Consider the following 26,046-nt stretch of genomic DNA (forward strand, 5'->3'; position numbering starts at 1 on the left):
CCTGGAACCAGCAATTTTTCGGCCGAGGGCAGCCACTTACGGGCATGGCGTAGCGGCTGCCGGGTATCGTGGGCCGGGCCGCCCTGCTGCTAGTTAAGGGCTATCACGAGCATTTGGGTGGTACCGGGAATGCAGGTCTGCAGCACCGCCCTGGGGAACCCGCCAAACACGGCGGCAACATCGTTGGTGGTACCGCCGTTGGGAACCTGGCCCCGGGCGGCCACCGTGTAGGTGCCGTAGCCCGGAACGTCCACTCTCTCGCCTACCTGGATTCCGGAGAAACGCGCCCAGCCGCCGCAGAAGTCGTGTTCAGTGATGAAAAGCGAGTACCCGTCGTCTGGTGTGTAGTGGATGGGTCCGATGCATTGGTCCACCATGGCCTGTCCACCTGCGCCAGCAACGTAGATGGTCCGGACGAGCGGCACCGGAGCCGGTGCCGGCTGCGGAGGCGCGGGTTTTGCCGGGGCCGCTGCGGGAACGGGTACCGTTACCCGAGCGGGTGCCGCCACCGCGGCACGTGCCGGAACGGGAGCAGGCGCCGGAGCCGGAGCACGCACCGGCACCTTGGCGGCGGGGGCAGTTCTGTGCGGGGCCGCAGTCACCCGGGCCTTCGCAGCAATCGAGGAGGCGGATGTCTTCTTTGGGACCGTGCGGCTAACTGCGGCGGACACCCGCGGCGACGGCCTGGCGGCGGGTTCGGAAGCGGGCATGTCTGACACTGAGCCCGGCCGGCCGGACCACGGCATCGCGTCATCCTGGAGGGCGGCCGGTACGGGTTGGCTCGCTGAAGCAGGAGTCTCGTGCGCGGGAGCCGCTGACCAAATGGGGGCCGTAGCGCTCACCAGCAGCACGCCGGCGAGCACGAGGACCCGGATGCCGAATCCGGTGTGCAGCGAGCCTGGCTGCAGATCAAATAGTTGAACCGCCGCACGGTGCTGGCTGGCGATTTCCTGCTGATTCATGGCTGACCCCTGAACCGTTGCGCGGCCGGCAGTATCTCGCGGCCGCTTGCTGGGCGGTCAGACGCAGACAGGGGAGGCGCTCTGGCGGGATCGCTTCCTGTTCACGCTTGACCATTAAATTGAGAGGGACGCGCTCACAAACGCATCTGCCCAGCAGTGTTGAGTGTAGGAGCGCGGGGCCGGGGGCACCCGCGTGGGCAGTACCTGTCTTTCCGCGCGACCCCTACTTGAATCCCGCAGGCCTCGCCGGGGGCCTGCGGGCGCGGGGAACCTGCGGGCGGGGAACTGCGAAAGTTGTTACTCACAAGTAACATAGACGTAATGCACCTGCTACTGCGCACCCTGATGCTGCTGTTCAGCTCCTCCAAACGCTCTGCAATCAGCGTCTGGGAGGAGTCCTCGCTTCCGCTCCGCGTGCTCCCGACGGACATCGACATCGCCATGCACGTCAACAACGGGATGTACTTCTCGCTGATGGACCTGGGCCGCTTCGACCTGATGGTTCGGAGCGGCACGTGGGCGAAGATGCGCCGGCGCGGCTGGAGTCCCGTGGCCGCGGGCGAGACCATCGCGTTCCGCCGCTCCCTGCGGTTATGGCAGCGCTACACGGTCGAGTCCAGGATCATCGGACTGGATGCCAAGGCGATTTATTTCGAACAGCGCATGGTCGTGGATGGCGAGATCTATGCCCGGGCATATATCGCCACGCGTCTTGTGAGCGCGGGAAGGCCCGTGAGCCAGGAGGAAATTCTCGCCGAGTTTGGCGAGCCCCCGGCCGGGCTGGAGCTTCCGAAGTGGATCAATGACTGGCGCGAAACCAACGCGCTGCCCGGGGCTCGCAGGCCGGCACCGCACGCCTGGGTCTGACCACGCAAGAGGCCGTCGAAGAGCCGGGGCGGAGATATTCCCGGTGACGCGGGGAGCGAACAAGCCGCCCGGCGGAGGGACATCGGGACCGGCCTCGCGTACGGTTGAACCATGGCTACCGTTGACATCACAGGTGAACAGTTCGCATCGACCATCGAGGGCAATGACATTGTCCTGGTGGACTTCTGGGCCGCCTGGTGCGGGCCGTGCCGCCAGTTCGCCCCCACGTACTCCGCCGTTTCGGAGAAGCACAGCGACGTCGTCTTCGCCAAGGTGGACACCGAAGCAGAACAGCAGCTGGCCGCGGAGGCCGGCATCACGTCCATCCCCACGCTCATGGCTTTCCGCGAGAAGGTCCTGGTCTTCTCGCAGCCCGGTGCGCTGAACGCCCCGCAGCTTGAACAGGTGATCGACGCCGTCAAGGCCCTCGACATGGAGGAAGTCCACGCCCACGTGGCGCGCTCGCAGGCCGAAGCCGCCGCGTCCGCAGGCAACAGCACGGGCAACAACGCCGGCACGCAGGACGGCACCCAGATCCCGGATTTCTAGTTCGGCTTTTAACTGCAACGCGGGGTCATTCCGCACCCACAACCTCGGTTCCTTGGGTGCGGAGTGACCCCGCGGTTCTTGTAGGGACGGACTAGAGGCGCACGAGCTGGACAGGCTCGGCCAGCAGGGCGCTGAGGGATTCGTTGAGGTCCTGGACCGCGGTCCCCTTGGAATGCTTGTGGAGGTCTTCTTCCGAGGCCCACTGCTCGGTCAGGACCAGCTTCTCCTCGCTGACTTCGGTGAGCTCGTACTGGATGCAGCCGGGCTCGCTGACTACCTCGTCAATGGCGATTTCCAGGGCGAGCTTCACGCGGAAGAATTCGCCGTCGTTGGGGATGAACGTTGCCTGCAGGTCGATGGGTGCACTCATGGATTTCACAATACCGGCCGCCGCCTGCGGGTCCGGACCTGTTTACGCCGAACACCCTTCTGTTGCGCTTCTCTTGCCCGGAGCCAGTTGATAGCGTGCCATCATGCGCGCTTACACAGCCGGGGACACTGACGTCCCGCTGCTCGAAGAAACCATCGGCCAGAATTTCGAGCGGGTGGTGGCCCGGTTTCCGTTCCATGATGCGCTGATCGAGGCGGCCGCGGTGCCCGGCGCCGACGCCCGCCGCTGGAGCTACACCAAACTGAACGACGACGTCGACCGGCTCGCCCGCGCGCTCCTCGCACTGGGCGTCGCGAAGGGGGAGCGGATCGGCATCTGGAGCCCCAACTGCGCCGAGTGGACCATCCTGCAGTACGCCACGGCCAAGATCGGGGCCGTTCTTGTCAACGTGAATCCGGCCTACCGCAGCTATGAGCTGGAGTTCGTGGTCAGGCAGAACGGCATGCGGATGCTGGTTACGGCGCCGTCGGACCGGAATAGCGACTACGTGGCGATGGCGCGACAGGCGCTCGCCGAATGTCCGGAGCTGCGCGAGCTCGTGTTTCTGCCGGATCTTGGTGCGGAACAGCTCGACGCCGGCGTCCCCCAAGCCGGGCAGGAGCTTACTTACGCCGAGCTGCTCAAGCGGGCGGACGACGTCGGGCATTCCGGGCTGAAGGCCCGCATGGCGGAACTGGACGCGCACGACCCCATCAACCTGCAGTACACCTCCGGGACCACGGGCTTCCCCAAGGGCGCGACACTGACGCACTCCAATATTCTGAACAACGGCTACTCGATCGGCGAGCTCCTGGGGTACACCGAGCACGACCGCGTGGTGATTCCGGTGCCGTTCTACCACTGCTTCGGCATGGTGATCGGGAACCTGAATGCTCTCAGCCACGGCGCGGCCACCATCATTCCCGGCCGCAGCTTCACGCCGGCCGCCGCGCTGGAAGCGGTGCAGGACTTCGGCGGCACGTCCCTCTACGGCGTGCCCACCATGTTCATCGCCGAACTGGCGCTGCCGGACTTCGCGTCGTACGACCTCTCGACGTTGCGCACCGGCGTGATGGCCGGTTCGCTGTGTCCTATCGAGGTTATGAACCGGGTGATCTCGGAAATGAACATGGAGGACGTGGCCATTTGCTACGGCATGACCGAGACCTCGCCGGTGTCCACCATGACCCGGAGCGGGGACACCATGCAACAGCGCACCGAAACCGTGGGCCGGACCATGCCGCGGCTGGAGAGCCAAGTGGTGGACCCTGCCACGGGGGACGTCGTGGAGCGCGGCGAAATCGGCGAACTCTGCACCCGCGGCTACGCCGTCATGAAGGGCTACTGGAACCAGCCGGACAAGACCGCGGAGGCCATCGACGCCGAGGGCTGGATGCATACGGGCGACCTGGCCCGCATGGATGACGACGGCTACGTGGTGATCGAGGGCCGGATGAAGGACATGGTGATCCGCGGCGGCGAGAACATCTACCCGCGCGAGATCGAGGAATACCTTTACACCCACCCCTCGATCCAGGACGTGCAGGTGATCGGCGTGCCCGATGCCACGTACGGCGAGGAACTCATGGCGTGCATCATCCTCAAGCCCGGGGCGGAGCCGCTCGACGCCGCCGCCGTGGCTGATTATTGCCGCGGGAAGCTGGCCCACTACAAGATCCCGCGCTACGTCGACGTCCGCGAGAGCTTCCCCATGACGGTCTCGGGCAAGATCCGCAAGGTGGAGATGCGCGAGGAAGCCGTGGCTCGCCTCGGCCTCTGAGAGCAACGCGGAGTCAGATATCGCCGCATAGAGCGCGTCTATTGGGCGCCATCTGACCCCGCGTTGCAAAAGCTGAAGTCAGGCTGTGGATAACTCCTGAGGGCCGCGACGAGCAGCCAGAATAGTTCCCATGGCCCGGTCAACGCCGCTACCCGACACCCTGAACCAGTTGCCCTTTACCGTGTACGAATCGAGGGCGCAGGGCGTTTCAGCGAAACGGCTCCGCGCCAAAGACCTTGCCGACGGCGGCCGCCTTATCTATCTGCCGCGTGGCCGGGAACTCGAACTGTGGGAACGAGCCAGGGTATTGGCGGCCGCCACGCCGGGAGCATGGGTGTCCCATCAGACCGCCGCGGAGCTCACGCCGTTGGGGCTTCCGCCGTGGATGGACGGGGACACGGTTCACCTCAGCAAGACGCATGAGCTGCCCCGCGTGCGCCGCGACGGAGTGACCGGTCACCGGGTCCGCATAATTCCAGGGGAGGTCGGGGAGCGTGACGGCATCCCCATGTCCCTGCCGCCCCGGACCTGGCTGGACCTGGCGGCGGTGTTGCCGCTCGATTACGTCATCGCGATGGGGGATCAGCTCATCAGGGTTCCAAGGGCTAACTTCGAGGGCCGGACCACGCCTCATGCCTACAAGGACGGTCTGCGCCTGCTCATCCGGCAGCACCCGAACATGAAGGGCGTGGAGAAGGCCCGGCAGGCGCTGGATGAGATGCGTGTAGGGGCAGACTCCTACCCGGAAACGTTCCTGCGGCTCGCCATGCTGGACGCCCACCTGCCCGAGCCGGAACTGCAGCTGCGCGTTGACCCGTCCGACCCATGGTCGCCGACGGCCGACCTCGGGTACCGGCGCTTTCGGATTGCACTGCAGTACGACGGCGCCCATCACCTTTCGCGGGAACAGCAGTCCCGAGACAACCGTCGCGACGAGGCTTTCATCAGTGCGGGCTGGACCTACTTCAAGGTCAACGCCGACGATTTGGAGGACGGATTCCAACGGGTGATCAGCCGGGTCAAATGTGCGAAGCGCCGCTCATCCTAAGACAACGCGGGGTCACTTGGCGCCCAACGGAGGCAGGGAATTGGGCTCGAAGTGACCCCGCGTTGGTTTCAGTGCCGGCGGTGATCCTGGATGGTCATGCGCGGGCCGAACGTGGGTTTCCGGAAGCCGCTGAGACCGATCATGCGGACCACCCGCTGCCGGTGGCCCTTCCACGGCTCCAGCAGGGCCAGCATACCGGCGTCGTCAGTTCTCCTGCCGGTCAGCGCGGCGCCCACATAGGCTGCCAGATGGTAGTCGCCCACGGCGACCGAGTCCGGGCAGCCGTGTGTCCGCTGCACCACCTCGGCGGCTGTCCACACACCTATGCCAGGAATGGTCTGCATCTTCGCTGCAGCCTCCGCCGCCGGCAGTTGGGCCAGCCGTTCAAGCGCGACGGCGGAACGCAGCGCCCGCATGACGGTGGCCGACCGCTGGGGACCCACCCCGGCCTTGTGCCATTCCCAGGACGGAATGCGGAGCCACTGCTCAGGAGTGGGCTTGACGAGAAGCCCGGCCGGTGCAACGGAACCCGCGCCGGGCGCTGGCGTGCCATAGCGGTACATGAGGTAGCGGTAGCCCCGCCGCGCCTCAATGACGGTTACCTTTTGTTCCAGGATGGTGGGCACGAGCGAGTCAGCCATGCGCCCCGTGGAGGGCAGACGGACGGCGAGGTTCCGGCGTCGGGCGTCACGGACCATGCGGGGGAGCGTCGCGTGGAACACGGCCTCGTCAAACGCCGACCAATCGTCCTCGGCTCCCAGCAGGCGGGGAACGGAGGCCAGGGCCGCAGCGGAACCGGGACCCCACGCCTGCACACCGACGTAGGGTTCCGGTCCTGTTTCGGCGCTGGTGAGCCGCAGCGTGACCGGACCTTCCGCCGTCGTGAATGCCATCCACAGGCCCTCCGGCCGGGAAGCAAATGAGGGATCTCCGTTGCCGCGCATGAGCGTGCCCAGGGTCTGGCGCAGGCTGTAGGGACCTCCGGGATGCCACCGCAGGGAGGCGTCAGCGGCAGCGGCAACGCTGGCGGGGACGTCTGTGATGGTCATTGAATCATCGTCCCACGGACCGCTGACAGCGCGTGCCGGGGAGCTTCCGGACAGCCCTTAACCAGTGCGGTGCGGAGGACTACAATCCCAGGTGTGGCGCGGGTCCGCCGCGTCTTCCCTTCAAACTGTCAGGTGAGCGCAATGGGTGGAGTGGTGCATTTCGAAATCCCCGCGGACGACCAGGACCGGGCGAGAAACTTCTACAGTCAGGCCCTCGGCTGGCGGATCGATTCCATGCCGGAGATGGACTACAACGTGGTCATCACCACCCCGATGGATGAACAGACCGGCAGGCCTACTGAACCCGGAGCCATCAACGGCGGCATGATGGCCCGGGAAGGCGAGCTGACGACCCCCGTCATCACGGTGGACGTCGACGACATCGAAGCCACCCTGCGGACTGTCGAGCAGCTCGGCGGTTCCGTGGTCAAGCCGAAGGATGCCATTCCCGGCATGGGTTTCTATGCCTACTTCAAGGACACCGAGGGCAACGTCCTGGGCCTGTGGGAGAACCTGCCGGCCGAAGCGGCCGGGGCGGCCGGCGGTGCGGAGGGCGCAGCGGGCTAAAGCTACTCCTCGCCGAAGCGGGCGCGGGCCTCCGCCGGGATCAGCGGCTTCTGGGCGCGGACCTTGAGTTCCTGCACGGCCCAGGTGTTGCCGTCGGGATCGCTGAACCCGAAGAAGGTGCCGCCGTCGCGCTCGTCAAAGACGGTTATTTCGCTCGCCTCCACGCCCCGGCTGAGCAGCTCGTCGCGCGCGGCCCGGGCGTCCGGCACCACCAGCTGCAGTCCGCGCATGGACCCGGGGGCCATCTCATTTTGGGCGGGGAGATCGCCGATCACGATCGAACAGCCTGAGCCACGCGGCGTCAGCTGGACCACGTGCATGTGCTCATTCTTGGTGTCGTGATCAAGGTTGAAGCCCACCTTGTCGCGGTAAAACTCCACGGCGCGGCCGATATCACTCACCGGGAGCACCACCACTTCGAGGGTCCAGTCCATGGCAAGGGTTCCTTTCGTCGAAAGCTGAGGGAGGATGCGTAGCCAGCCTGCCGTGCCGGGATGGTTATTGGCTAGGGTGCCCCAGCCGAAAATTCAGGGCATCCCGTTGCCCAGCCACAGCGCAAGCACTGCCAGCGGCAGTGCCAGCAGGACGACGACGAGGCCAGCCAGTGCGAAGCCACCCCACCGGACGCGCAGGTTCAGGGTCTGGAGCCGCTCGTGCCACAGCAGTGTGGCGAGCGAAGCCCACGGCGAAACGAGGGGCCCAAGGTTGACTCCGATGAGCAGGGCCGCCAGCCGCACCGGTGAGCCGGCCACAGGCTCCAGGGCCAGGTACGCGGGAAGGTTGTTGGCGATGTTGGCCGAACCGGCTCCCAGCGCGGCCAGCCGCAGCAGCTCCGGGAACGTCTCGCCCGATCCGGCCGCCGGGGCCAGCGCCTGCGTGAGGCCGTGAGAGTGCAGGGCCTCCACCACCATGAACAGCCCAGCCGTCAGCATGAGCGGGCGCCACGGCACCATGGACCAGCGCAGCGCGGACGGGCGGCGCCACAGGAATACCGCCAGGAGGAACGCTGCCGCGGCCATGGCGGGAATCGCCACCGGGACGCCGGAAACCAACGCCGGAAGCAGCACGAGCAGGGTTCCGCCGGCCGCCTTCAGCAGGCTCCGGTCCCGCACCCAGTGCGCCGGCTGGGGACCGTAGCGGCCGCGAAGGTCCTTGCGGAACGCAAGCCACAGCAGTGCGGCGGGCACCAGGACGCCCACTAGCCAAGGTGCCCACATCAGCCCGGCGAAACGCAGCGGAGTCAGTGAAAGCCTTCCCTGCGCGAGCAGGTTGGTGAGGTTGGAGACGGGGAGAAGCAGCGACGCCGTGTTGGCCAGCCATACCGTGCTCAAGGCGAACGGCAGCGGAGGGATCCGGGCATGGACCGCCAGGAGCACCACAACTGGTGTCACCAGCACGGCGGTGGTATCCAGCGACAGGAACGCGGTGGCGACGGCGGACAAGGCAAGCACCAGGAGCCACAGCAGGAAGACGCTGCCCCGGCCCAGCGCGGCGATGCGGTCGGTCACCACCCGGAACAGCCCGGCGTCGTCCACCAGTTCAGTGACCACCGTCATCGCCAGCACAAAGGCCAGCACGGGAACGGTGCGTCCGGCCAGCTCCCGGAACGAGTCCCAGGGCAGGAACCCGGCGGCGAGGGTTCCGGCGCCAGCGGCAAGCATGACGCCTGGGAGAAGATAACTCCGCAAGTTCTTCGGCAGGCGCAGGGGCGTCACCGCATAATCTTCGCACCGAAAGCTGCCAAGAGGACCGCATGCGGGCAAGACGGTAAGTTTGTACCCATGAAGTACGCCCAGTCCGTTTTGGACCTAATCGGCAACACCCCGCTGATCAAGCTCAACCACGTCACCGACGGCATCAAAGCCACAGTCCTCGTGAAGCTGGAATACGTGAACCCCGGCGGTTCCATCAAGGACCGCATCGCGGCCAAGATGATCGAGGAAGCCGAACGGGACGGCAAGCTGAAGCCCGGCGGCACCATCATCGAGCCCACCTCCGGCAACACCGGCGTCGGGCTGGCCCTCGTGGCACAGCAAAAGGGCTACAAGTGCATCTTCGTGGTGCCGGACAAGGTGGGGGAGGACAAGAGGGCCGTCCTCCAGGCCTACGGGGCCGAAGTGGTGGTGACGCCCACAGCCGTCGCGCCGGACAGCCCGCAGAGCTACTACGGCGTTTCGGACCGCCTGGTCACCGAGATCCCCGGCGCCTACAAGCCGGACCAGTTCTCCAACCCTGCGGCACCGCGCAGCCATTATGAGAGCACCGGCCCGGAAATCTGGCGGGACACCGACGGAACGGTGACGCACTGCGTGATCGGCGCCGGCACCGGCGGCACGATCACCGGCACGGGCCGGTTCCTCAAGGAGGTCTCGGCGAACCGTCCGGAGTCCGACGGCGGCCGGGTCAAGATCATCGGGGCAGACCCCGAAGGCTCTGTCTACTCGGGCGGCACCGGCAGGCCGTACTTCGTTGAAGGCGTGGGCGAGGACATGTGGCCCGCCAACTACGACAAGTCAGTTCCGGACCAGGTCATCGCCGTCACCGACGCTGATTCCTTCGCCATGACCCGGCGGCTCGCCCGCGAGGAAGGCCTCCTGGTGGGCGGTTCCTCAGGCATGGCCGTCGTCGCCGCGCTCCAGACCGCCCGCGACCTCCCCGAGGACGCAGTGGTGGTGGTGATCCTGCCGGATTCCGGCCGCGGCTACCTCGCCAAGATCTTCAACGACCAGTGGATGCGCTCCTACGGCTTCCTGTCCGGCGGCGAGGAAGCCTCCGTGGGCGAGGTCATCAAGTCCAAGACGGGCGAACTGCCGGACCTGGTCCACATCCACCCGAACGAGACCGTCCGCGATGTCATCAACATCATGAACGAGTTCGGTGTCAGCCACATCCCGGTGCTGTCCCAGGAACCGCCCGTGGTGATGGGCGAGGTCCTCGGAGCCGTGGACGAGCGCTCGCTGACCGCCAAGCTGTTCCGCGGCGAGGCCAAGCTCACGGACAAGATTTCCGAGCACATGGGAGCGCGGCTCCCGGTGATCGGCTCGCTGGAAACGATCTCGGCCGCCCGCGAACTGCTCTCCGACGTCGACACCGTGATGGTGACGTTCGTCGGCGCTCCCGTGGGCATCCTCACCCGCCACGACCTCCTCGCGTACCTCAGCAACTGACCCAGTGGTTGAGCCTGCCAGTCCGTTGGTTGAGCTTGTCGAAACCTTGATCTCGACACGTTCGATCACCGGATACCAGCCGAAAGGAACTTCATGTCTGTCTCTGAAAACCAAGGATTCAACACCCGCGCTGTGCACGCCGGCCAGGCTTTCGAGCCCCGCACCGGCGCCGTGGTTCCGCCGCTGCACTTCAGTTCCACCTATGCGCAGGACGGCATCGGCGGCCTGCGCGACGGGTACGAGTACGGCCGCGGCGGGAACCCCACCCGGGACGCCCTGCAGGAACAGCTCGCGGCGCTTGAGGGCGGCACCCACGCCTATTCCTTCAGCTCCGGCCTGGCCGCCGAGGACTCGCTCATCCGCGCCCTTTGCCGGCCGGGCGACCACATTGTGCTGGGCAACGACGCCTACGGGGGTACGTACCGGCTGATCAGCCGCGTGCTCGGCGACTGGGGGATCGGCAACACCCCCGTGGACATGTCAGATCTCGAATCAGTCGCCGCCGCAGTGGCCGCCAACAAGACCCGTTTCGTGTGGGTGGAAACCCCCTCCAACCCTCTGATGAAGATCACCGACATCGAGGCCCTCGCCACGGTGGCGCACGACGCCGGCGCCCTCCTGATCGTCGATAACACCTTTGCTTCCCCCTACTTGCAGACCCCGCTCGCCCTGGGTGCCGACGTCGTGGTCCACTCCACCACGAAATACATCGGCGGCCACTCCGACGTGGTGGGTGGCGCGATCGTGGTCAAGGACGCCGAACTGGCGGAGAAGATCGGCTTCGTGCAGTTCGCCGTGGGCGCGGTCTCCGGTCCGATGGACGCCTTCCTCACCACCCGCGGGCTGAAGACTCTGGGTGTCCGCATGGACCGTCACAGCGACAACGCCCAGGCCGTGGCGGAATGGCTGCTGGACCGCCCGGAGGTTGAGGCGGTGCTGTACCCGGGCCTGCCCTCGCACCCCGGCCATGAGCTCGCCAAGAAGCAAATGAAGAAGTTCGGCGGCATGATCTCCGTGCAGTTCAAGGGTGGCGAAGCGGCCGCGCGGAAGGTGGCCGAATCCACCACGGTCTTCACCCTGGCGGAGTCGCTGGGCGGCATCGAATCCCTGATGAACTACCCCTCGGAAATGACGCACGCCTCTGTGAAGGGCACCGAGCTGGCGGTCCCCGTTAACCTCATCCGCCTTTCCTGCGGCATCGAGGACGTCGAGGACCTCATCGCGGACCTCGAGCAAGCCTTCACGTTCATCAAGTGACGGCGGCTCCGGAGACCCCCGACCGGACGCAGAGGCCGGTGCAGCCAGCACTACCGCAGTCAGCAGTCTGGAAGTCAGCACGGCCGCCGGCCACAGGGCGGCAGGCCGCCCGCGGATGGCTGATGACGGCGGCGGGTGCGCTCGCCGTCGTCGCCTCCCTCGCGGTGCTGTACACCCAGTACGCCCCGATGATGAACGACTTCGAGGTGTACTACTACGGCGGAACCAAGGTGCTGCAGACCGGTGAGAGCGGGGTCAGCGAACTTTACGCCGTCCGCGATGGGCTGCCCTTCACGTACCCGCCGTTCGCAGCCCTGCTGTTCGCCGGGCTGGCCACCATGAGCCTCGGCCAGAGCAGCATGCTGTTCATTGGCGCGGCGCTGGCCGGAGCCGCGGTGGTCTCGGCCTGGCTGAGCCGGCATTACTTCGGCCTGGGCCGCTGGCGCGAGACCTTCGCGGACTGGCGTTTCCGGGCCGTGGCGCTCGCCGGAACGGGGGCCATTCTGCTCCTGGGTCCGTGGCGCGACACCTTCGTTTTCGGGCAGATCAACATCATCCTGATGGGCTTGATCCTGACGGATTTCGCCCTGCACGGAAAGGCCCGCGCCGGCGAAATCCGCTGGCCTGCCGGGCTGCTGATCGGGATGGCTGCCGGGATCAAGCTCACGCCACTGGTGTTCGGGCTGTACTTCCTGGTGCGCCGCGACTTCAAAGCGCTGGGATGGATGGCCGCCGGATTCCTCGGATCCATCGCCGTGGCCTGGGCCGTGCTGCCCAACGCCTCGGTCATGTTCTGGACCAAGATCCTTCCCGACACCGGCCGCATCGGCGATCCCGGCTACGTGGACAACCTTTCCGTCAAGGGACTGCTGCTGCACCTAGGACTGCCGGACTCAGGGGTCACCAGCCTGCTGTGGCTTGTGCTCTCCCTCGCGCTCGTGGCGGTGGCCGCGCTGGTGATCAAGTGGACCGTTGCCGCCGACGAAAACTTCGTGGCGGTGTCAGCGACTGCGGTGCTCATGCTTCTCATCAGCCCGATCTCGTGGTCGCACCACTGGGTGTGGATGGCCGTGGCACTGCCTTCCATGGCCTTTGCGATGCACCGGGTTCCCTCCCGGGCAGGCCGGATGCGGCTGGCCGGCTGGATCCTCGTGGCAGCGGCGGCAGTGGCGTTTTACCTCACCCCGAAGGACCTCGCCATGATGGCCGGGGCCGAAGTCTGGGGCGCGAATCCGCGGACGGCGTGGCCGCTGATGGTCTCCAGCCTTGGCGTGTTGTGCGGCATGGCGATGCTCGGCTACTGGGCCCTGGCGTACCGCCCCGCGCGGGCCGGGCTGCGGAAGGAACCTTCTGCGCCGAAGTGACATTTCGCCGACAGTGTTCCCGAGGCGGATTGCCGCGAAATGCCCATCTCAACGCCCAGGGCCTGGCTTTCTTCAAGAAAGTCATCTAGGCTCGCCTCATGGCACTCCGCTCGGACTGGTCCCAACGCACCTGCAGCATGGCCCGCGGCCTCGACATTCTCGGCGACCCCTGGGGCATGCTGGTCCTGCGCGAGGTGTTCTTCGGCAACGGCCGCTTCGACTCCATGAAGGAGCGCCTCAGGGTGGCGGATTCGGTCCTTACCAAGCGGCTCGCCGCCCTCGTCGAGTCCGGGCTGCTGACCAAAAAACCGTATGACGACGGCGGCCGCACCCGCCAGGAGTACGTGCTTACCCCCAAGGGCGAGGATGCGCTGCCGGTCCTCAACGCCGTGGTGATCTGGGCGGAAAAGCATCTCCCCGCACCGTCCGAAGCTGCCCATATGTACGTGATCCATTCGCGGTGCGGGCACCGGACCAGCTCGGCGGACACCTGCGTGGAATGCGGTGAGCGGCTCACGGCCGACAACACGAGCTGGCACAGCCTGACGCGCACCGGAAGGCCGGTACCGCTGGCAACCGCGCCCGATTCCGACCAGGAACCGACAGGGCAGGAGCAAGCAGGGTTCGAGCAAGCAGAGCACGGGCAAGCAGAACCCGCCGCCACGGAAGCAACCGGACAACAAGGGGCCGCAGCATGAGCAGCAACGAAGTGAGCGAAGCCGAAGCCCCGGACGCCAGAACCCAGGAACACGGAAGCCCCGGGACGCAGCCCGCGACCCCCGGGACGCAGCCCGCGACCCCCGGGACGCAGACCGCAACCCCCGGGACGCCGCGGCGGCGCCGGCTGCACCCGGCCTGGATTGTGGCGTCCGTGGCGTTCCTGGCTCTTGTTGGCGCCGCCGGTTTCCGGGCCGCGCCCGGCGTGCTCATGGTCCCGCTGCAGCAGGAATTCGGCTGGTCCACCACGGTGCTGTCTGCAGCTGTCAGCATCAACCTGGTCTTGTTCGGCCTCACCGCCCCGTTCGCCGCCGCCCTCATGGAACGGTTCGGGATCCGCGCCGTGACGGCCGTGGCGCTCGTCCTGATTGGGGCCGGCAGCGCGCTGACCGTGCTGGTCAGCCAGTCCTGGCAGATCCTGCTGACCTGGGGGCTGCTGATCGGACTGGGGACCGGCTCCATGGCGCTCGTGTTCGCGGCGACCATCGCCAACACATGGTTCGCCAGGAGCCGCGGGCTGGTGATCGGAATCCTGACCGCCGGCAGCGCCGCCGGCCAGCTGGTCTTCCTGCCGTTCATGGCCATGCTGGCGCAGGATCCCGGCTGGCGCCAGGCCTCCCTCCTGATCGCGGCCGGCGCCCTGGCGGTAGTCCCGCTGGTGCTGAAGTTCCTGAAGAACTCGCCGGCCGACGTCGGGGTGTTGCCTTACGGCGCGGAGGCGTCGGTCAGCGACTCGGAACCGGGGTCCGCCCCTCCGGCCGACGCCGACGCCGTCGCTGTCACTGCGGTCACCGGATCCGCCGCCCAGCCCAGCGGCAACGCGGCTGTCCGCGCGCTGCAGGTGCTCAAGCGTGCCAGCAAGGTGCGCACATTCTGGGCACTCGTGGCCGGATTCGCCATCTGCGGCGCCACCACCAACGGACTCATCGGGACCCACTTCATTCCCTCCGCCCACGACCACGGCATGCCGGAGACCACCGCGGCGGGCCTGCTGGCGGTCGTCGGGATTTTCGACATCCTGGGCACCATCGCTTCCGGGTGGCTGACCGACCGCTTCAACCCGAGGATCCTGCTGGCCGTGTACTACCAGTTCCGCGGGATCGGGCTGCTGGTGCTCCCGCTGCTCCTGAGCGCTTCGGTCCAGCCCAGCATGATCGTGTTCGTGGTGATCTACGGCCTCGACTGGGTGGCCACCGTGCCGCCCACGGCCGCCATCTGCCGCAAGGTGTTCGGCGCAGACGGCAGCGTGGTGTTCGGCTGGGTCTTCGCAGCCCACCAGCTCGGCGCCGCAGCGGCAGCCCTGGCCGCAGGGGCGATCCGCGACGCCACGGGCCAATACACCTACGCGTGGTTTGCCGCTGCCGCGATGTGCACCATTGCCGCGGTCATCAGCGCCACGATGCGCAAGGATGCCGGCAAGGCGCAGCCTGCACCGGTCGCCGCCGGCGCTGCCTGATACTTTGCGGTCCGCAGCGGCGAGGGCGCCGGAGCAAGCGGCCAGCGGTCAGTAGAATGAGCGGGTGGCGCCTGGTCGGGCGCGGGTCCTGCGGCACGGCGCAAAACGCGTGCAGCAGGCGCACATACAGGATCCACGCTTCGTCAGGATTGCACATCAGGGGGACACTGAATGGCACTGCTCGACGCCCAAGCACAAGGCAGTACGCCCGCTGACGCACAAGACGGAAGGGTCGCCGGCCCGGAGGGGCGCCTGCGCCGTCCTTTGGCCGCGGTGCTCTCCGCGGAGTTCCTGACGCTGCTCGCGGTGCTGGCCGCCGCCATCTTCATCTCATCGCGGCTCGACGCGTGGGGCGAGAAGGGCCTGGACTTCAGCGTCTACTGGCACGGCGGCAAGGTCCTGAACGAAGCCGGCCTCGCGCCGTCGGGCCTCTACCGTCTGACACTGGAATGGGCAGGTGGTCCGCAACTTCCGTTCACCTATCCGCCGTTCGCGGCGCTCCTCTTCAGCCTGCTGGCCAGGCTGCCGCAGGAAACGGCCCTCTTGCTCTTCAACGCCGCCGGGGTGGCCGTCGCCGCATGGGTGGCGGCGCGCGGAGTCCGCTACTGGAACGCCAAGTCCGACTGGCGCAGCACCTTTGCCTCCGCCACGCTGCCCTCGCTGCTCAACCGCCTGGGCGCGGTTGTGCTGCTCTTGGCTGTTCTCAACCTGGGCCCGTGGCGCGAGACCCTGGCCTTCGGCCAGATCAACATCCTCCTGATGGGGATGATGGCGGCAGACCTCCTGGCCCGCAACCCGCGCTGGAGCCGAGGCCTGCCCGGCAGCGGCTTCCTGGTGGGCGTGGCGGCCGGAATCAAGCTGACACCCCTGGTGTTCGGCCTGTACTTCCTGGTGCGCAGGGACTGGCGCGGGCTGCTGAACATGGGCGCCGGCTTCGCCTCCACCGTGCTGTTGGGCTGGCTCATCAGACCCGCAGAGTCCCTGCAATTCTGGCTTGACATCATTCCGGACACCTCCCGGATCGGCGGGGCAGGCTACGTGGACAACCTGTCTATTAAAGGGGCGCTGCTGCACTTCGGTGTTCCTGCTGCCGGAGTCACTCTCCCCTGGCTGGTCCTGAGTCTCCTGGTGGTGGCCCTCGGCGCGGCCGTCATCAAGTCCGCCAGCGACCAAGGCTCCAGGGTGGTGGCCATTTCCGCCACGGCCCTCACCATGCTGCTCGTCAGTCCCGTTTCGTGGTCCCACCACTGGGTCTGGATAGCGGCGGTGCTGCCTGCATTTGCCTGGACCCTGCGCGAGACTCCTCACCGTCATCGGCTGATGCGCTGGCTCATGGGAGTAGTCCTCGGGGTTTCAACCATTGTGTTCCTCTTCTCGCCCAAGACCATCGGCACCGCGTTCGGGGCAGGGAACCTCAACATCCAGACGCCCGGGCTGTGGATCATGGCCTCCAGCGCAGGCGTGTTCTGTGCCGTGGCCATCATGGCCTGCTGGCTCGTGGTGCTGCGGCGGGGCAAAGTGGCGGAGCTGCCGGCATGAGCCTTGAACCCGACCACGCGGAACTCCAGGCGGTTGAACCCCAGCGCAAAACGGCCCTCGTCACCGGCACCGGCCGGCTGGCCGGGATCGGCGCCGGGATCGCCCGGCAGTTGGCTGCCGACGGCTGGGACCTGGTCCTGACCTACTGGCAGGAGTACGACGCCCGCATGCCCTGGGGAATCCAGCCTGACGACGTCGAACAGCTCACCGCCGAGCTGGAAGCCATCGGTGCCCGGGTGCTGGCACTGCCCGCCGATTTCCAGGATCCGCAGGCCGTGGACAGGCTGATGGCCGGCATCGCGGAACAGACGGGCACGCTCCACGGATTGGTGCTGAGCCACGCGGAGTCCGTTGATTCGGGCGTCCTGGACACCACGCTGGAAAGCTTTGAGCGTCACTTCGCCGTGAACACGCGCGCCAGCTGGCAGCTGATCGCTGCATTCGCCCGGCAGGCAGCCGACGACGGCGGTGCGATCGTCGCGCTGACCAGCGACCACACAGCGTTCAACCTGCCGTACGGGGCGTCCAAGGGGGCGCTGGACCGGATCGTCATTGCCTCCGCCCGGGAACTGGGCCCGCTGGGCATCACGGCGAACGTGCTGAACCCGGGGCCGGTGGACACCGGCTGGATGGACGGGGAGCTTCGGGAGGAACTGTCCCGTCGCCAGCCCGGTGGCCGGCTTGGGACTCCGGCGGATGTAGCGGGCACCGTCGCCTTCCTGCTGTCCCCGGCGGGACGCTGGGTGTCGGGCCAGCTGATCAAAGCCGACGGCGGCTTCTCGGCCTGAGTGCTTTAGCGCGCGTCGGTGTTGAGCTTGTCGAAACCGGTTTCGACAAGCTCAACCAGCGGCTCCTGCCAACCTCGTCACCGGAAGGCGGACAGCCCGGTGATGTGCTGTCCGATGATCAGGGTATGGACCTCGTCCGTTCCCTCGTACGTGCGGACGGACTCCAGGTTCGCAGCGTGCCGCAGCGGCGAGTAGTCCAGGGTGATCCCGTTGCCGCCCAGAATGGTCCGTGCCTCGCGGGCGATCCTGATGGCCTCACGGACGTTGTTCAGCTTGGCCAGCGAAATCTGTTCGGGACGGAGCCTGCCGGAATCCTTGAGACGGCCCAGGTGCAGCGCAAGCATGGTGCCCTTCTGGATTTCCAGCAGCATGTTCACCAGCTTCTCCTGGGTGAGCTGGTAACCGGAGAGCGGCCGGCCGAACTGCATCCGTTCCATCGAGTAGTTCAGGGCCGCCTCGTAGGAGTCACGGGCGGCGCCCATCGCGCCCCAGGCTATGCCGTAGCGGGCCTCGTTGAGGCAGGAAAACGGCCCGCTGAGTCCGACCGCGCCCGGCAGCAGGGCCTCGGGTCCCAGCCGGACGCCGTCGAACACTACATCGCACTGGACGGAGGCGCGCATGGAAAGTTTCCTGCCGATCGGCGCGGCGGTGACTCCCGCAGTGCCGGCCGGCACGAGGAAGCCGCGGACGCCGTCGTCGGTCCTGGCCCACACCACCATGACGTCGGCGATGGAGGCGAGCCCGATCCAGCGCTTGGCGCCGTCCAGGATCCAGGCGGCGTCCTCCCCGGTGCCGTCCTGCCTGGCCGTGGTGGTCATGGACGACGGATCAGAACCCGCGGACGGCTCGGTCAGCGCGAAGCAGCCGATTACCTCGCCGGCGGCCATGCGGGGGAGCCACTCCTGTTTCTGGTCCTCGGAGCCCCATTTGTGGATGGCGGTCATGGCCAGCGAGCCCTGCACCGAGACGAAGGTGCGGATCCCGGAGTCGCCGGCCTCCAGTTCCATGGCGGCCAGGCCGTATTCCACCGCGGAGCGGCCAGGGCAGCCGTAGCCCTCCAGGTGCATGCCCAGCACACCCAGTTCGCCCAGTTGTGCGGGGAGGTGCTGGGGAAAGACGCCGCGGTCATACCAGTCGGCGATGTCCGGGCGGATCTGTTGGTCGGTGAAGTCGCGGATCCGCTGCCGGAGGGCGAGCTCGTCATGGCTCAGCAGCGAATCCAGCGCCAGTACATCAGAGGGATCGGGGAGACCGTACTCGGCCGTGGCTGCAGCGGGATCAAGGGCGTCGTTGCTCATGCCAGCATCCTACGGGCTGGCGCCACCCTGGCTGGGGCTATTGACTGGCAGAGACCTGCTGCCTGCCCAGGAAGTAGTTCCGCGTGGACGGCAGGAACCGGCACACCACGGCCAGCACCACTCCCAGGGCGAGCAGCACCACGCCGCTGACGAACGCCCCGCCGACGCCGAAGATCTGGCTGTCCCCGTAGGCCGGGTCCCACATTTGTGCCGCGGAGACGAAGAAGGCTGCCGTGAGCAGCACGGCGCCGATCAGCGGCAGGATCGCGCGAAACCACAGATTGCGGGCAGAATTGCGGAGGGTGCGCCGGAAGTACCAGACGCACGCGAAGCCGGTCAGGGCATAGTAGAACGCGATGAACAGGCTGATGGAGCTGATCGAATCGGAGAGCAGGTTCTCGCTGAGGAAGCTCATGGCAACGTAGTAGACAACCGCCGCTGCTCCCATCACCTGGGTGGAGAAACCGGGCGTCTGATTCCTGGCGTGGACCGCGCCGAATTTGGGCGGCAACGCGCCGTGGACACCCATGGAGAGGGTGCCGCGTGCTGTCGGGAGGATGGTGGTCTGCGTCGAGGAGAGCACGGAGGCCAGGACGGCGACGACGATCAGCCAGCCCCACGGGCCAAGGACCACGTCCTTCATGGCAAGGAAGACGTCGCTCTGGTTCTCACTGTTGCCGAGGCCGATCCCTTCGGACCCCACGGTGGCGTACATCATCACCAGGAGCGCCATGGACACGTAGATGGCCACCAGGACGAAGGCCGAGATGACGGCGCCGCGGCCCGGAGTGGTGGACGGGTTCTCCGTTTCCTCGTTCACCGCAAGGCAGGTGTCCCACCCCCAGTAGATGAACAGGGCCAGAAGGGAGCCGTGGACCACCGCGCCCGGATCAGCGAAGGCGCCCGCGGGATTGAACCACTCGATATCGAACGGCTGTATGGCTGTGGCGCTGGTGGATGCCCCGCCCGCGATCCTGAAAATGATGGCCACCGCAAAGATGCCCAGCGAGATGTACTGCACGTAGGTCAGGACGCGCTGCACATGCTCGCCCAGCCGGATCCCGCGGTAGTTCACCAGAGTCATGAAGGCGATGAACATAACTCCCGTAGCCGTGACCAGCAGGCTGTTCTCCGCAAGGGAACCGTCGCCCACCAGCAGCCACAGGTACTGCCCGGCCACCTGCGCCAGATTGGCCAGGACCACGATGCCGGCGAGCGCAACACCCCAGCCGCCCAGCCAGCCTGCCCACGGACCGAAGGCGTTGCGGGCCCAGATGAAGGTGGTGCCGCAGTCCGGCATGGCACTGTTGAGCTCGCGGAACGCGTACGCGATGAACAGCACGGGAATGAAGCCCAAGACCAGGACCAGTGCGGTGTAGTTCCCGTTCACAGCCGCAATCAGCCCCAAGGTGGCGGCGAGCGAATAGACCGGCGCGGTCGAGGCCAGGCCCAGCATGACGGAGTCGCCGAGGTCCAGGATCCCGGCGCGCAGCCCCTTGCCGGGAACCGCGCCAGGCGGCCGGTTTCCGGCGCCGCCGCCCGCCGTCGTGGTTCCGGTGCTCATAGTGCGATACCTGCCTTGCTGGAGTTGGCCGCGGAGTGGGCCTGGATGGAGAGGGGCGCCGGTGCGTCGATGGTGTTTGGCACGAAGCGGCAGAAGTAGTCGGTGATGGGGCCGTCCGATTCGCGGATGCCGCAGCCGACGGACTCGCCGTCCACCACCCACAGGCCAAGGACGGGGTGGTTGCCGTCAAAGTCGGGCAGCCGGTGGAACTGCTGGTAGCACCAGCCCTCGCGGCCATAGCCGCCGGGCTGCTCCAGGCTGATGCCCTCGGCGTGGATCCTGATGTTGTCGCCCTCCCGCCCGTGCAGCGGCTTGGCCACCCACTCCTTCAGGGGCCCGGGCCCGTCGAGGTAGGCCGGCAGCAGGTTCGGGTGTCCGGGGTAGAGGTGCCAAAGGGCAGCGAGCAGCGCCTTGTTCGAAAGAAGCATCTTCCAGGCCGGCTCCACCCAGCGCGGATTGTGGGCACGCTCGAGCAGGCGGTGGCCGAAGGGCTCCTTCATCATCAGCTCCCAGGGGTAGAGCTTGAAGATGGTGCTGATCATGAAGTTGTCCAGGTCCACAAAGCGTTTCAGGTTGGGGTCCCAGCCGATGTCTGACATGTTGATGCCGATGGTGGTCCAGCCCGCCTGGCTGGCGACGTCACGCATGTACGCGGCGGTCATCCAGTCCTCCCCGGATTCCTCCGCCTCCGAGTGGGCGATGTGCAGGGTGCTCATGCCGGTCCGGTACTGAAGCTTCTTCCACTGCCGGATGAGGGCCTCGTGGATGCCGTTCCACTGGTCCTTGTCCGGAAACACGTCCTGCAGCCAGAACCATTGGGCCACGGCAGCCTCGATCAGGCCCGTGGGCGTGTCGGCGTTGTACTCGAGCATCTTGGCGGCGCCGCCCTGGCCGTCGTAGATGAAATCGAAGCGGCCGTAGATGTCCATGTCCCCGGCCTGCAGCGATTCGGCCGCCAGTTCCAGCCCCTGCTGGCCGATGCCTATGGGTCCCATGGCTCCGGTGGCCAGGAACTTTGCGGCCTCAAGGCACATCCCGTGCATGTCCTCCGCGGTCTGCTCCAGGGCCTCCACCTCGTCCATGGTGAATTCGTAGTAGGCGGACTCGTTCCAATACTCGATTTTCTTGCCGTCCGGCATGGTGGTGGTCGAGAAAACCAGGCCCTGCTCTTCGATTTTCTGTTTCCAGTCCGGCCGGGGCGTTGCGAAAAGTCTCTTCACCCCTAGCCTCCCGTGCTTCCGCCCTTGGAGCTGCTGCCGAAGCCGCCCCTGCTGACGGTGCCGCCCTTGCTGCTGTATCCCGTGGACGTCTTGGCCCCCTGCGGAACCGTCCTGGTGAAGCTCGGGTAGGAAGACCGGTTCTGCCCCACGCCCGGAACACTTGCTCCCCGGGCGTAGAAGTACCAGGCGTAGAGGCCGCCGCCCCGGCCAGCTGTGCTGTTGCACTGGGTGTCCTCCACCCGTTCGCCGGTCTCGTCGTTGAAGCAGACCTGCGCGTAGTCCGCATCCTGCTCATTGCTGGCGACGATCGCCGTGATGGTGCCGGCCAGCAGCGCCGTCACGCCGAGGCCCACCACCACGGTGCGGCGCTGCGAGCGCTTTTTCCGGGCCGCTGCGGAGTTCAGTTCGCGCTCGCGCTCCCGGGCGAAGGGGTCGATGATGGGGCTCGGCGCGGGGAAGTCCGGCTGCCCCGGTTCGCCGGAGGGGCCAGCCTGGGACGTGGAGCCGGGCTTTCCGCGGCCCCGTTTGCCGGGCTTCCCCGGGCGCTGTCCGGAGGGCTTGAACAACTCGGGGTCCAGCAGCTCGGGCCGGAGCTCCGGCTTGGGCACCTGCCACGGCGGCGGCTTCGGCGCGCCGGCGGCGGACGCATCGTCGCGCGCATCGCCGTCGCGGTCTTTCGGCGGGTCTTTCTCCGGGTTCACGGGTCCCCCTGCTGGTCCATGCTGTCGGGTCACTCTGATTAAGTCATTGATTAAGTCACTGCATCGATTAGTCACGGCGGATCAGTTCACGCCGGTGGCGTGCCGTCTTGAGCGGGCGGCGCCCGCAACGGAATCCTGCAGTCAGCCTAGTAGTTGCACCGGCGTGCCGCTAACAAATATGTGGGACGGGCCACTATCGGCACACGGCATACGGCACAGTCCCGAGAACCTAGACTGTTGCCATGGACACCGCCACTCTGCTTGCCGTCTGCCGGGTACACCAGCTCCTGCCTGATGAGGGGAGCGTGGGTGTCACCGCGATCGACAAACGCCCTGTCGAAGGGCCCGTGAAGGTGCACAAACTTGGCCTGCACGGCGATATCCAGGCCAGCAGGATCCACCACGGCGGCGAGGACCAGGCGCTGTATGCCTACTCCCAGGCCGATGCGGACTACTGGGTCGGTGCACTGCAGCGCGACCTGCCGCCCGGCATATTCGGTGAGAACCTGCGCGTTGCCGGCATCGAGACCACCGGCGCCGTCATCGGCGAGCGTTGGAAGATCGGCCTGGACGTCGAAGTCGAGGTGACCTCGCCGCGCGTTCCGTGCGCTGCCTTCCAGCGGCGCATGGGGGAGAGCCAGTGGGTCAAGCGCTTCACCGAGGCCGGACGCGTGGGCACCTACCTTCGGGTGATCCGCACCGGCTCCATCCAGGCCGGGGACCACATCCATAAGCTTTTCGTTCCGAGCCACGGAGTGACCGTTGGCCGGTGGTTCAGCCACCCGGATGTTGAAGCCATGGAGGCACTCCGTGACGCCGATGCCGACGGAGAAATCCGTCTCCAGCCCGAGTACCACGACGAATTCGAGAAGCTTCTGCGCCGCGTCGGCAGCTAGCCGCGGCGGCTGCCGGCATCCAAAAAAGCGGGGAAGAACGACGGCGGAAGACCGTCGTGTGGGCAAGCTCACCGAAGCCTGCGGGACCCTCGGTTACCCATGGGCGGAAGTATGCCCTACACTTGAAATATCCCCCACTCCGGAAATCCCTTATTCCTGCCCAATTTTTGAGGCAGGACTGGCAAGTGTTGGAGTCCGCAAATGTGATGCGGGCATTTTCATAGGGAGAGCCGGCTAAAGAAAACGCTGTACAGACTGCTGGGATAGCAGCCAAGAGATGCAGCGGGAAGTCCTGCCACGGGATTGCGAAAGCGCCGGACTTCTACGTGACCGGCCGGTCAATGTATGCCCGGCACCCACGGCACATGTACTGCGGCTCCGCTCACCTCGGGTTGTGCCGCCTGGCCCCCTATGGATGAGGAAACTTCCCTATGCCCGAAAATCACAACGACAACATCGACGCCGAGAACACGGTCAACACCGAGAGCGCGACCGTCGAATTCACTGAGGCCGCTGCCCCCGCAGCAGAGCCCGCCGACGCTCCCACAGCAGAGGCCGTCGCTGCCGATGCTCCCGCAGCAGAGCCCGCCCCTGCCGATGCTCCCGCAGCCAAGGCCGAGGAAGACGAAGAAGAAGGCGTGAAGTTCGCCGATCTCGGCATCGACGGCCGCGTCCTGGCCGCCCTGCAGGACGTCGGCTACGAAAAGCCGTCCCCCATCCAGGCAGCAACCATCCCGCTGCTGCTTGAAGGCCGCGACGTCGTGGGCCTCGCCCAGACCGGCACCGGTAAGACTGCAGCATTCGCAGTACCGGCACTGTCCCGCCTGGCCGAGCTCCACGACCTTAACGGCCCGTCACGCAAGACGCAGGCCCTGGTTCTCGCCCCGACCCGCGAGCTCGCGCTCCAGGTTGCCGAGGCCTTCACCTCCTACGCCAAGCACATCGATGACTTCACCGTCCTCCCCGTCTACGGTGGCTCCGCCTACGGCCCCCAGCTCGCCGGCCTGCGCCGCGGTGCGCAGGTTGTCGTCGGTACCCCAGGCCGTGTGATCGACCACATTGCCAAGGGTTCCCTGGACCTGTCCGAGCTCCAGTACCTGGTGCTGGACGAGGCCGACGAAATGCTGCGCATGGGCTTCGCCGAAGACGTGGAGCAGATCTTCCAGCAGACCCCGTCAGACCGCCAGGTGGCACTGTTCTCCGCCACCATGCCGAGCCAGATCCGCCGCATGTCCAAGCAGTACCTGAACAACCCGGCCGAGATTTCGGTGAAGTCCAAGACCACCACCGGCGCCAACACCCGCCAGCGGTACCTGCAGGTCATGGGCCCGCACAAGCTCGACGCCCTGACCCGCATCCTCGAGGTCGAAGAGTTCGACGGCGTCATCGCCTTCGTCCGCACCAAGATGGCCACCGAGGACCTGGCTGACAAGCTGAAGGCCCGCGGCTTCCAGGCTGCCGCCATCAACGGCGACATCCCGCAGCAGCAGCGCGAACGCACTGTTGAAGCGCTGAAGGAAGGCCGCATCGACATCCTGGTGGCCACCGACGTCGCGGCCCGTGGCCTTGACGTTGAGCGCATCAGCCACGTGGTCAACTACGACATCCCCCACGACACGGAGTCCTACGTCCACCGCATCGGCCGCACCGGCCGTGCAGGCCGTTCGGGCGACGCGATCCTCTTCATGACGCCGCGGGAGAAGTACCTGCTGCGCTCCATCGAGAAGGCCACCCGCCAGCCGGTCGAGCAGATGCACCTGCCCACCGCCGAAACCGTGAACACGCTGCGCCTGGGCAAGTTCGCCGAGCGCATCACGGAGACTCTCGAGTCCGAGGATGTTGCGGCCTTCCGCGACCTCATCTCGTCCTACGAGGAAGAGCACAACGTTCCGGCGTCGGAGATCGCTGCAGCACTTGCCGTCATGGCGCAGGGCGGTCAGCCGCTCCTGGTCAAGGAACTGCCGGCGGCTCCCGAGTACCAGAAGCGCGAACGCGCCAAGGACGGCTTCGGCTCCCGTGGCCCGACCCGCACTCTGACCGAGGGCAACGCCACCTACAGGATCGCCGTCGGACGCCGCCAGCGCGTCATGCCGGGCTCCATCGTGGGTGCCATTGCCAACGAGGGTGGCATCTCCTCGGCCCAGATCGGTGGCATCGACATCCGTTCGGACCACTCCCTCGTGGAGCTGCCGGCGGACCTGAGCCCGGAGCAGCTGCGTGCCCTCTCCCGCACCCGGATCGGCGGCGAGCTGATCCACCTCGAGCTGGACAACGGACGCAAGCCTTCCGGTGGCGGCGGTGAGCGTGGCGGTTACCAGGGCAACCGTGGCGGCGACCGCGGCGGCAACTTCAAGGGCAACGGCGGCTTCAAGAAGGAATTCCGCAAGAACGACGGCGACCGCGGCGGTTACGCCGGCGGCGGCGAGCGTTCCTCGGCGGACCGCGGCGGACGCTCCTACAGCGACCGCGCGGAGCGCGGCGTCAGCGCCGACTCCGGTGCAAACCGCGGCCAGGCCAGTGATTCCCGCTTCGGCGGCCACGGCGACGGTGCACGCAAGCCCCGCCACGGCAACGAAGGCGGACACCGCGACTTCAACCGCAAGGGCAAGTGGTAACAGGTGTTTGGGGAGTAGTAGCTCCCCGGCAGTAGTTCCCGGCTAACACGCAGGGACCGGCTTTCGAGCCGGTCCCTGCGTGTTTAAGGAACGGCTGAGGGAGGTTTAGGCGTGGGGCCGGAACCGGCGGACGGTGGCAGCCGCGGGGCCTCCAGAGACGCTGTCAGGTGTCCGCAACGGCGCCGTCCGGACTGCAATCCAGGGGCGCCAGGCGGGCGTTTTGAAGGCCATAAAAATGGTTCCGACGCAACTGTTTCGTCGGCTCCGGAGGC

Annotated in this window: 23 protein-coding genes; 14 read left to right on the forward strand and 9 right to left on the reverse strand. The window is 66.8% G+C overall.

The window, feature by feature from the left end; genetic code table 11:
* Positions 1 to 89: 89 nt before the first annotated feature.
* Positions 90 to 962 (reverse strand): peptidoglycan-binding protein, encoded by an 873-nt coding sequence (locus tag LQ144_RS05060; RefSeq protein ID WP_230117477.1) that lies wholly within the window; start codon positions 960 to 962, stop codon positions 90 to 92.
* Positions 963 to 1,283: 321 nt separating this feature from the next.
* Between LQ144_RS05060 and LQ144_RS05065 the strand changes: the two genes are divergently transcribed.
* Positions 1,284 to 1,829, forward strand: a complete 546-nt coding sequence (locus LQ144_RS05065; protein ID WP_230117478.1) for an acyl-CoA thioesterase — start codon at positions 1,284 to 1,286, stop codon at positions 1,827 to 1,829.
* Between the two features lie 111 nt (positions 1,830 to 1,940).
* Positions 1,941 to 2,378, forward strand: coding sequence for a thioredoxin family protein (locus LQ144_RS05070; RefSeq protein ID WP_230117479.1), 438 nt, complete (start codon positions 1,941 to 1,943; stop codon positions 2,376 to 2,378).
* Between the two features lie 91 nt (positions 2,379 to 2,469).
* Here the strand turns inward: LQ144_RS05070 and LQ144_RS05075 are convergent, their stop codons facing one another.
* Positions 2,470 to 2,748 (reverse strand): antibiotic biosynthesis monooxygenase, encoded by a 279-nt coding sequence (locus LQ144_RS05075; RefSeq protein WP_230117480.1) that lies wholly within the window; start codon positions 2,746 to 2,748, stop codon positions 2,470 to 2,472.
* 103 nt (positions 2,749 to 2,851) lie between these two features.
* Here LQ144_RS05075 and LQ144_RS05080 point away from each other — a divergent pair, with 103 nt between their 5' ends.
* Together LQ144_RS05080 and LQ144_RS05085 are read left to right on the forward strand one after the other, a co-directional pair.
* Positions 2,852 to 4,528, forward strand: a complete 1,677-nt coding sequence (locus tag LQ144_RS05080; RefSeq protein ID WP_230117481.1) for an AMP-binding protein — start codon at positions 2,852 to 2,854, stop codon at positions 4,526 to 4,528.
* A 130-nt stretch (positions 4,529 to 4,658) separates the two neighbouring features.
* Entirely contained in the window at positions 4,659 to 5,576 is a 918-nt protein-coding gene (locus LQ144_RS05085; RefSeq protein ID WP_230117482.1) for a hypothetical protein, read from the forward strand.
* 68 nt (positions 5,577 to 5,644) lie between these two features.
* On the opposite strand, the gene LQ144_RS05090 is transcribed toward LQ144_RS05085, so the two are convergent.
* The gene (locus LQ144_RS05090) at positions 5,645 to 6,625 is read right to left on the reverse strand and encodes a 3-methyladenine DNA glycosylase (RefSeq protein WP_230117483.1); all 981 of its coding nucleotides are present in this window, start codon (positions 6,623 to 6,625) and stop codon (positions 5,645 to 5,647) included.
* Positions 6,626 to 6,766: 141 nt separating this feature from the next.
* On the opposite strand from LQ144_RS05090, the gene LQ144_RS05095 reads away from it, so the two are divergent.
* Positions 6,767 to 7,192, forward strand: coding sequence for a VOC family protein (locus LQ144_RS05095; RefSeq protein WP_230117543.1), 426 nt, complete (start codon positions 6,767 to 6,769; stop codon positions 7,190 to 7,192).
* A 2-nt stretch (positions 7,193 to 7,194) separates the two neighbouring features.
* Here LQ144_RS05095 and LQ144_RS05100 read toward each other — a convergent pair whose 3' ends face one another.
* On the reverse strand, positions 7,195 to 7,626 hold the full coding sequence (locus LQ144_RS05100) for a VOC family protein (protein ID WP_230117484.1): 432 nt from the start codon (positions 7,624 to 7,626) through the stop codon (positions 7,195 to 7,197).
* Between the two features lie 93 nt (positions 7,627 to 7,719).
* Positions 7,720 to 8,853 (reverse strand): SLC13 family permease, encoded by a 1,134-nt coding sequence (locus LQ144_RS05105; protein ID WP_230117485.1) that lies wholly within the window; start codon positions 8,851 to 8,853, stop codon positions 7,720 to 7,722.
* A 120-nt stretch (positions 8,854 to 8,973) separates the two neighbouring features.
* Here LQ144_RS05105 and LQ144_RS05110 point away from each other — a divergent pair, with 120 nt between their 5' ends.
* From LQ144_RS05110 to LQ144_RS05140, 7 genes are all read left to right on the forward strand, one after another.
* Positions 8,974 to 10,359, forward strand: coding sequence for a cystathionine beta-synthase (locus LQ144_RS05110; RefSeq protein WP_230117486.1), 1,386 nt, complete (start codon positions 8,974 to 8,976; stop codon positions 10,357 to 10,359).
* 93 nt (positions 10,360 to 10,452) lie between these two features.
* The gene (locus tag LQ144_RS05115) at positions 10,453 to 11,616 is read left to right on the forward strand and encodes a cystathionine gamma-synthase (RefSeq protein ID WP_230117487.1); all 1,164 of its coding nucleotides are present in this window, start codon (positions 10,453 to 10,455) and stop codon (positions 11,614 to 11,616) included.
* A 122-nt stretch (positions 11,617 to 11,738) separates the two neighbouring features.
* Positions 11,739 to 12,980: a glycosyltransferase 87 family protein gene (locus LQ144_RS05120; RefSeq protein ID WP_230117488.1), complete on the forward strand. Its 1,242-nt coding sequence runs from the start codon at positions 11,739 to 11,741 to the stop codon at positions 12,978 to 12,980.
* Positions 12,981 to 13,078: 98 nt separating this feature from the next.
* Complete coding sequence (locus LQ144_RS05125) at positions 13,079 to 13,678, forward strand: helix-turn-helix domain-containing protein (protein WP_230117489.1); 600 nt, start codon at positions 13,079 to 13,081, stop codon at positions 13,676 to 13,678.
* Positions 13,675 to 15,153: an MFS transporter gene (locus LQ144_RS05130; RefSeq protein ID WP_230117490.1), complete on the forward strand. Its 1,479-nt coding sequence runs from the start codon at positions 13,675 to 13,677 to the stop codon at positions 15,151 to 15,153. Before LQ144_RS05125 ends, LQ144_RS05130 begins: the two co-directional genes overlap by 4 nt.
* Before the next feature lie 171 nt (positions 15,154 to 15,324).
* Complete coding sequence (locus LQ144_RS05135) at positions 15,325 to 16,692, forward strand: glycosyltransferase 87 family protein (protein WP_230117491.1); 1,368 nt, start codon at positions 15,325 to 15,327, stop codon at positions 16,690 to 16,692.
* The gene (locus LQ144_RS05140; protein WP_230117492.1) at positions 16,689 to 17,480 is read left to right on the forward strand and encodes an SDR family oxidoreductase; all 792 of its coding nucleotides are present in this window, start codon (positions 16,689 to 16,691) and stop codon (positions 17,478 to 17,480) included. The genes LQ144_RS05135 and LQ144_RS05140 overlap by 4 nt, the downstream gene beginning before the upstream one ends.
* A 77-nt stretch (positions 17,481 to 17,557) precedes the next feature.
* On the opposite strand, the gene LQ144_RS05145 is transcribed toward LQ144_RS05140, so the two are convergent.
* Genes LQ144_RS05145 through LQ144_RS05160 form a run of 4 tightly spaced genes read right to left on the reverse strand, consistent with a single transcriptional unit; the run spans position 17,558 to position 22,263 of the window.
* On the reverse strand, positions 17,558 to 18,778 hold the full coding sequence (locus LQ144_RS05145) for an acyl-CoA dehydrogenase family protein (protein WP_230117493.1): 1,221 nt from the start codon (positions 18,776 to 18,778) through the stop codon (positions 17,558 to 17,560).
* Between the two features lie 37 nt (positions 18,779 to 18,815).
* On the reverse strand, positions 18,816 to 20,342 hold the full coding sequence (locus LQ144_RS05150; protein ID WP_230117494.1) for an APC family permease: 1,527 nt from the start codon (positions 20,340 to 20,342) through the stop codon (positions 18,816 to 18,818).
* Positions 20,339 to 21,562: a glutathionylspermidine synthase family protein gene (locus tag LQ144_RS05155; protein WP_230117495.1), complete on the reverse strand. Its 1,224-nt coding sequence runs from the start codon at positions 21,560 to 21,562 to the stop codon at positions 20,339 to 20,341. The genes LQ144_RS05150 and LQ144_RS05155 overlap by 4 nt, the downstream gene beginning before the upstream one ends.
* Before the next feature lie 2 nt (positions 21,563 to 21,564).
* On the reverse strand, positions 21,565 to 22,263 hold the full coding sequence (locus tag LQ144_RS05160) for a Tat pathway signal protein (RefSeq protein ID WP_230117496.1): 699 nt from the start codon (positions 22,261 to 22,263) through the stop codon (positions 21,565 to 21,567).
* A 242-nt stretch (positions 22,264 to 22,505) separates the two neighbouring features.
* Here LQ144_RS05160 and LQ144_RS05165 point away from each other — a divergent pair, with 242 nt between their 5' ends.
* Together LQ144_RS05165 and LQ144_RS05170 are read left to right on the forward strand one after the other, a co-directional pair.
* The gene (locus LQ144_RS05165; RefSeq protein WP_230117497.1) at positions 22,506 to 23,159 is read left to right on the forward strand and encodes an MOSC domain-containing protein; all 654 of its coding nucleotides are present in this window, start codon (positions 22,506 to 22,508) and stop codon (positions 23,157 to 23,159) included.
* Positions 23,160 to 23,590: 431 nt separating this feature from the next.
* Entirely contained in the window at positions 23,591 to 25,774 is a 2,184-nt protein-coding gene (locus LQ144_RS05170; protein WP_230117498.1) for a DEAD/DEAH box helicase, read from the forward strand.
* The last annotated feature ends 272 nt before the right edge of the window (positions 25,775 to 26,046 follow it).

This window comes from Arthrobacter sp. Bi83 (assembly GCF_918698095.1).
Taxonomy (GTDB): domain Bacteria; phylum Actinomycetota; class Actinomycetes; order Actinomycetales; family Micrococcaceae; genus Arthrobacter.

Coding starts and splice junctions, on each gene's coding strand:
- LQ144_RS05060 (WP_230117477.1), bottom strand. CDS start 962: ATGAATCAGCAGGAAATCGCCAGCCAGCACCGTGCGGCGGTTCAACTA.
- LQ144_RS05065 (WP_230117478.1), top strand. CDS start 1,284: ATGCACCTGCTACTGCGCACCCTGATGCTGCTGTTCAGCTCCTCCAAA.
- LQ144_RS05070 (WP_230117479.1), top strand. CDS start 1,941: ATGGCTACCGTTGACATCACAGGTGAACAGTTCGCATCGACCATCGAG.
- LQ144_RS05075 (WP_230117480.1), bottom strand. CDS start 2,748: ATGAGTGCACCCATCGACCTGCAGGCAACGTTCATCCCCAACGACGGC.
- LQ144_RS05080 (WP_230117481.1), top strand. CDS start 2,852: ATGCGCGCTTACACAGCCGGGGACACTGACGTCCCGCTGCTCGAAGAA.
- LQ144_RS05085 (WP_230117482.1), top strand. CDS start 4,659: ATGGCCCGGTCAACGCCGCTACCCGACACCCTGAACCAGTTGCCCTTT.
- LQ144_RS05090 (WP_230117483.1), bottom strand. CDS start 6,625: ATGACCATCACAGACGTCCCCGCCAGCGTTGCCGCTGCCGCTGACGCC.
- LQ144_RS05095 (WP_230117543.1), top strand. CDS start 6,767: ATGGGTGGAGTGGTGCATTTCGAAATCCCCGCGGACGACCAGGACCGG.
- LQ144_RS05100 (WP_230117484.1), bottom strand. CDS start 7,626: ATGGACTGGACCCTCGAAGTGGTGGTGCTCCCGGTGAGTGATATCGGC.
- LQ144_RS05105 (WP_230117485.1), bottom strand. CDS start 8,853: ATGCTTGCCGCTGGCGCCGGAACCCTCGCCGCCGGGTTCCTGCCCTGG.
- LQ144_RS05110 (WP_230117486.1), top strand. CDS start 8,974: ATGAAGTACGCCCAGTCCGTTTTGGACCTAATCGGCAACACCCCGCTG.
- LQ144_RS05115 (WP_230117487.1), top strand. CDS start 10,453: ATGTCTGTCTCTGAAAACCAAGGATTCAACACCCGCGCTGTGCACGCC.
- LQ144_RS05120 (WP_230117488.1), top strand. CDS start 11,739: ATGACGGCGGCGGGTGCGCTCGCCGTCGTCGCCTCCCTCGCGGTGCTG.
- LQ144_RS05125 (WP_230117489.1), top strand. CDS start 13,079: ATGGCACTCCGCTCGGACTGGTCCCAACGCACCTGCAGCATGGCCCGC.
- LQ144_RS05130 (WP_230117490.1), top strand. CDS start 13,675: ATGAGCAGCAACGAAGTGAGCGAAGCCGAAGCCCCGGACGCCAGAACC.
- LQ144_RS05135 (WP_230117491.1), top strand. CDS start 15,325: ATGGCACTGCTCGACGCCCAAGCACAAGGCAGTACGCCCGCTGACGCA.
- LQ144_RS05140 (WP_230117492.1), top strand. CDS start 16,689: ATGAGCCTTGAACCCGACCACGCGGAACTCCAGGCGGTTGAACCCCAG.
- LQ144_RS05145 (WP_230117493.1), bottom strand. CDS start 18,778: ATGAGCAACGACGCCCTTGATCCCGCTGCAGCCACGGCCGAGTACGGT.
- LQ144_RS05150 (WP_230117494.1), bottom strand. CDS start 20,342: ATGAGCACCGGAACCACGACGGCGGGCGGCGGCGCCGGAAACCGGCCG.
- LQ144_RS05165 (WP_230117497.1), top strand. CDS start 22,506: ATGGACACCGCCACTCTGCTTGCCGTCTGCCGGGTACACCAGCTCCTG.
- LQ144_RS05170 (WP_230117498.1), top strand. CDS start 23,591: ATGCCCGAAAATCACAACGACAACATCGACGCCGAGAACACGGTCAAC.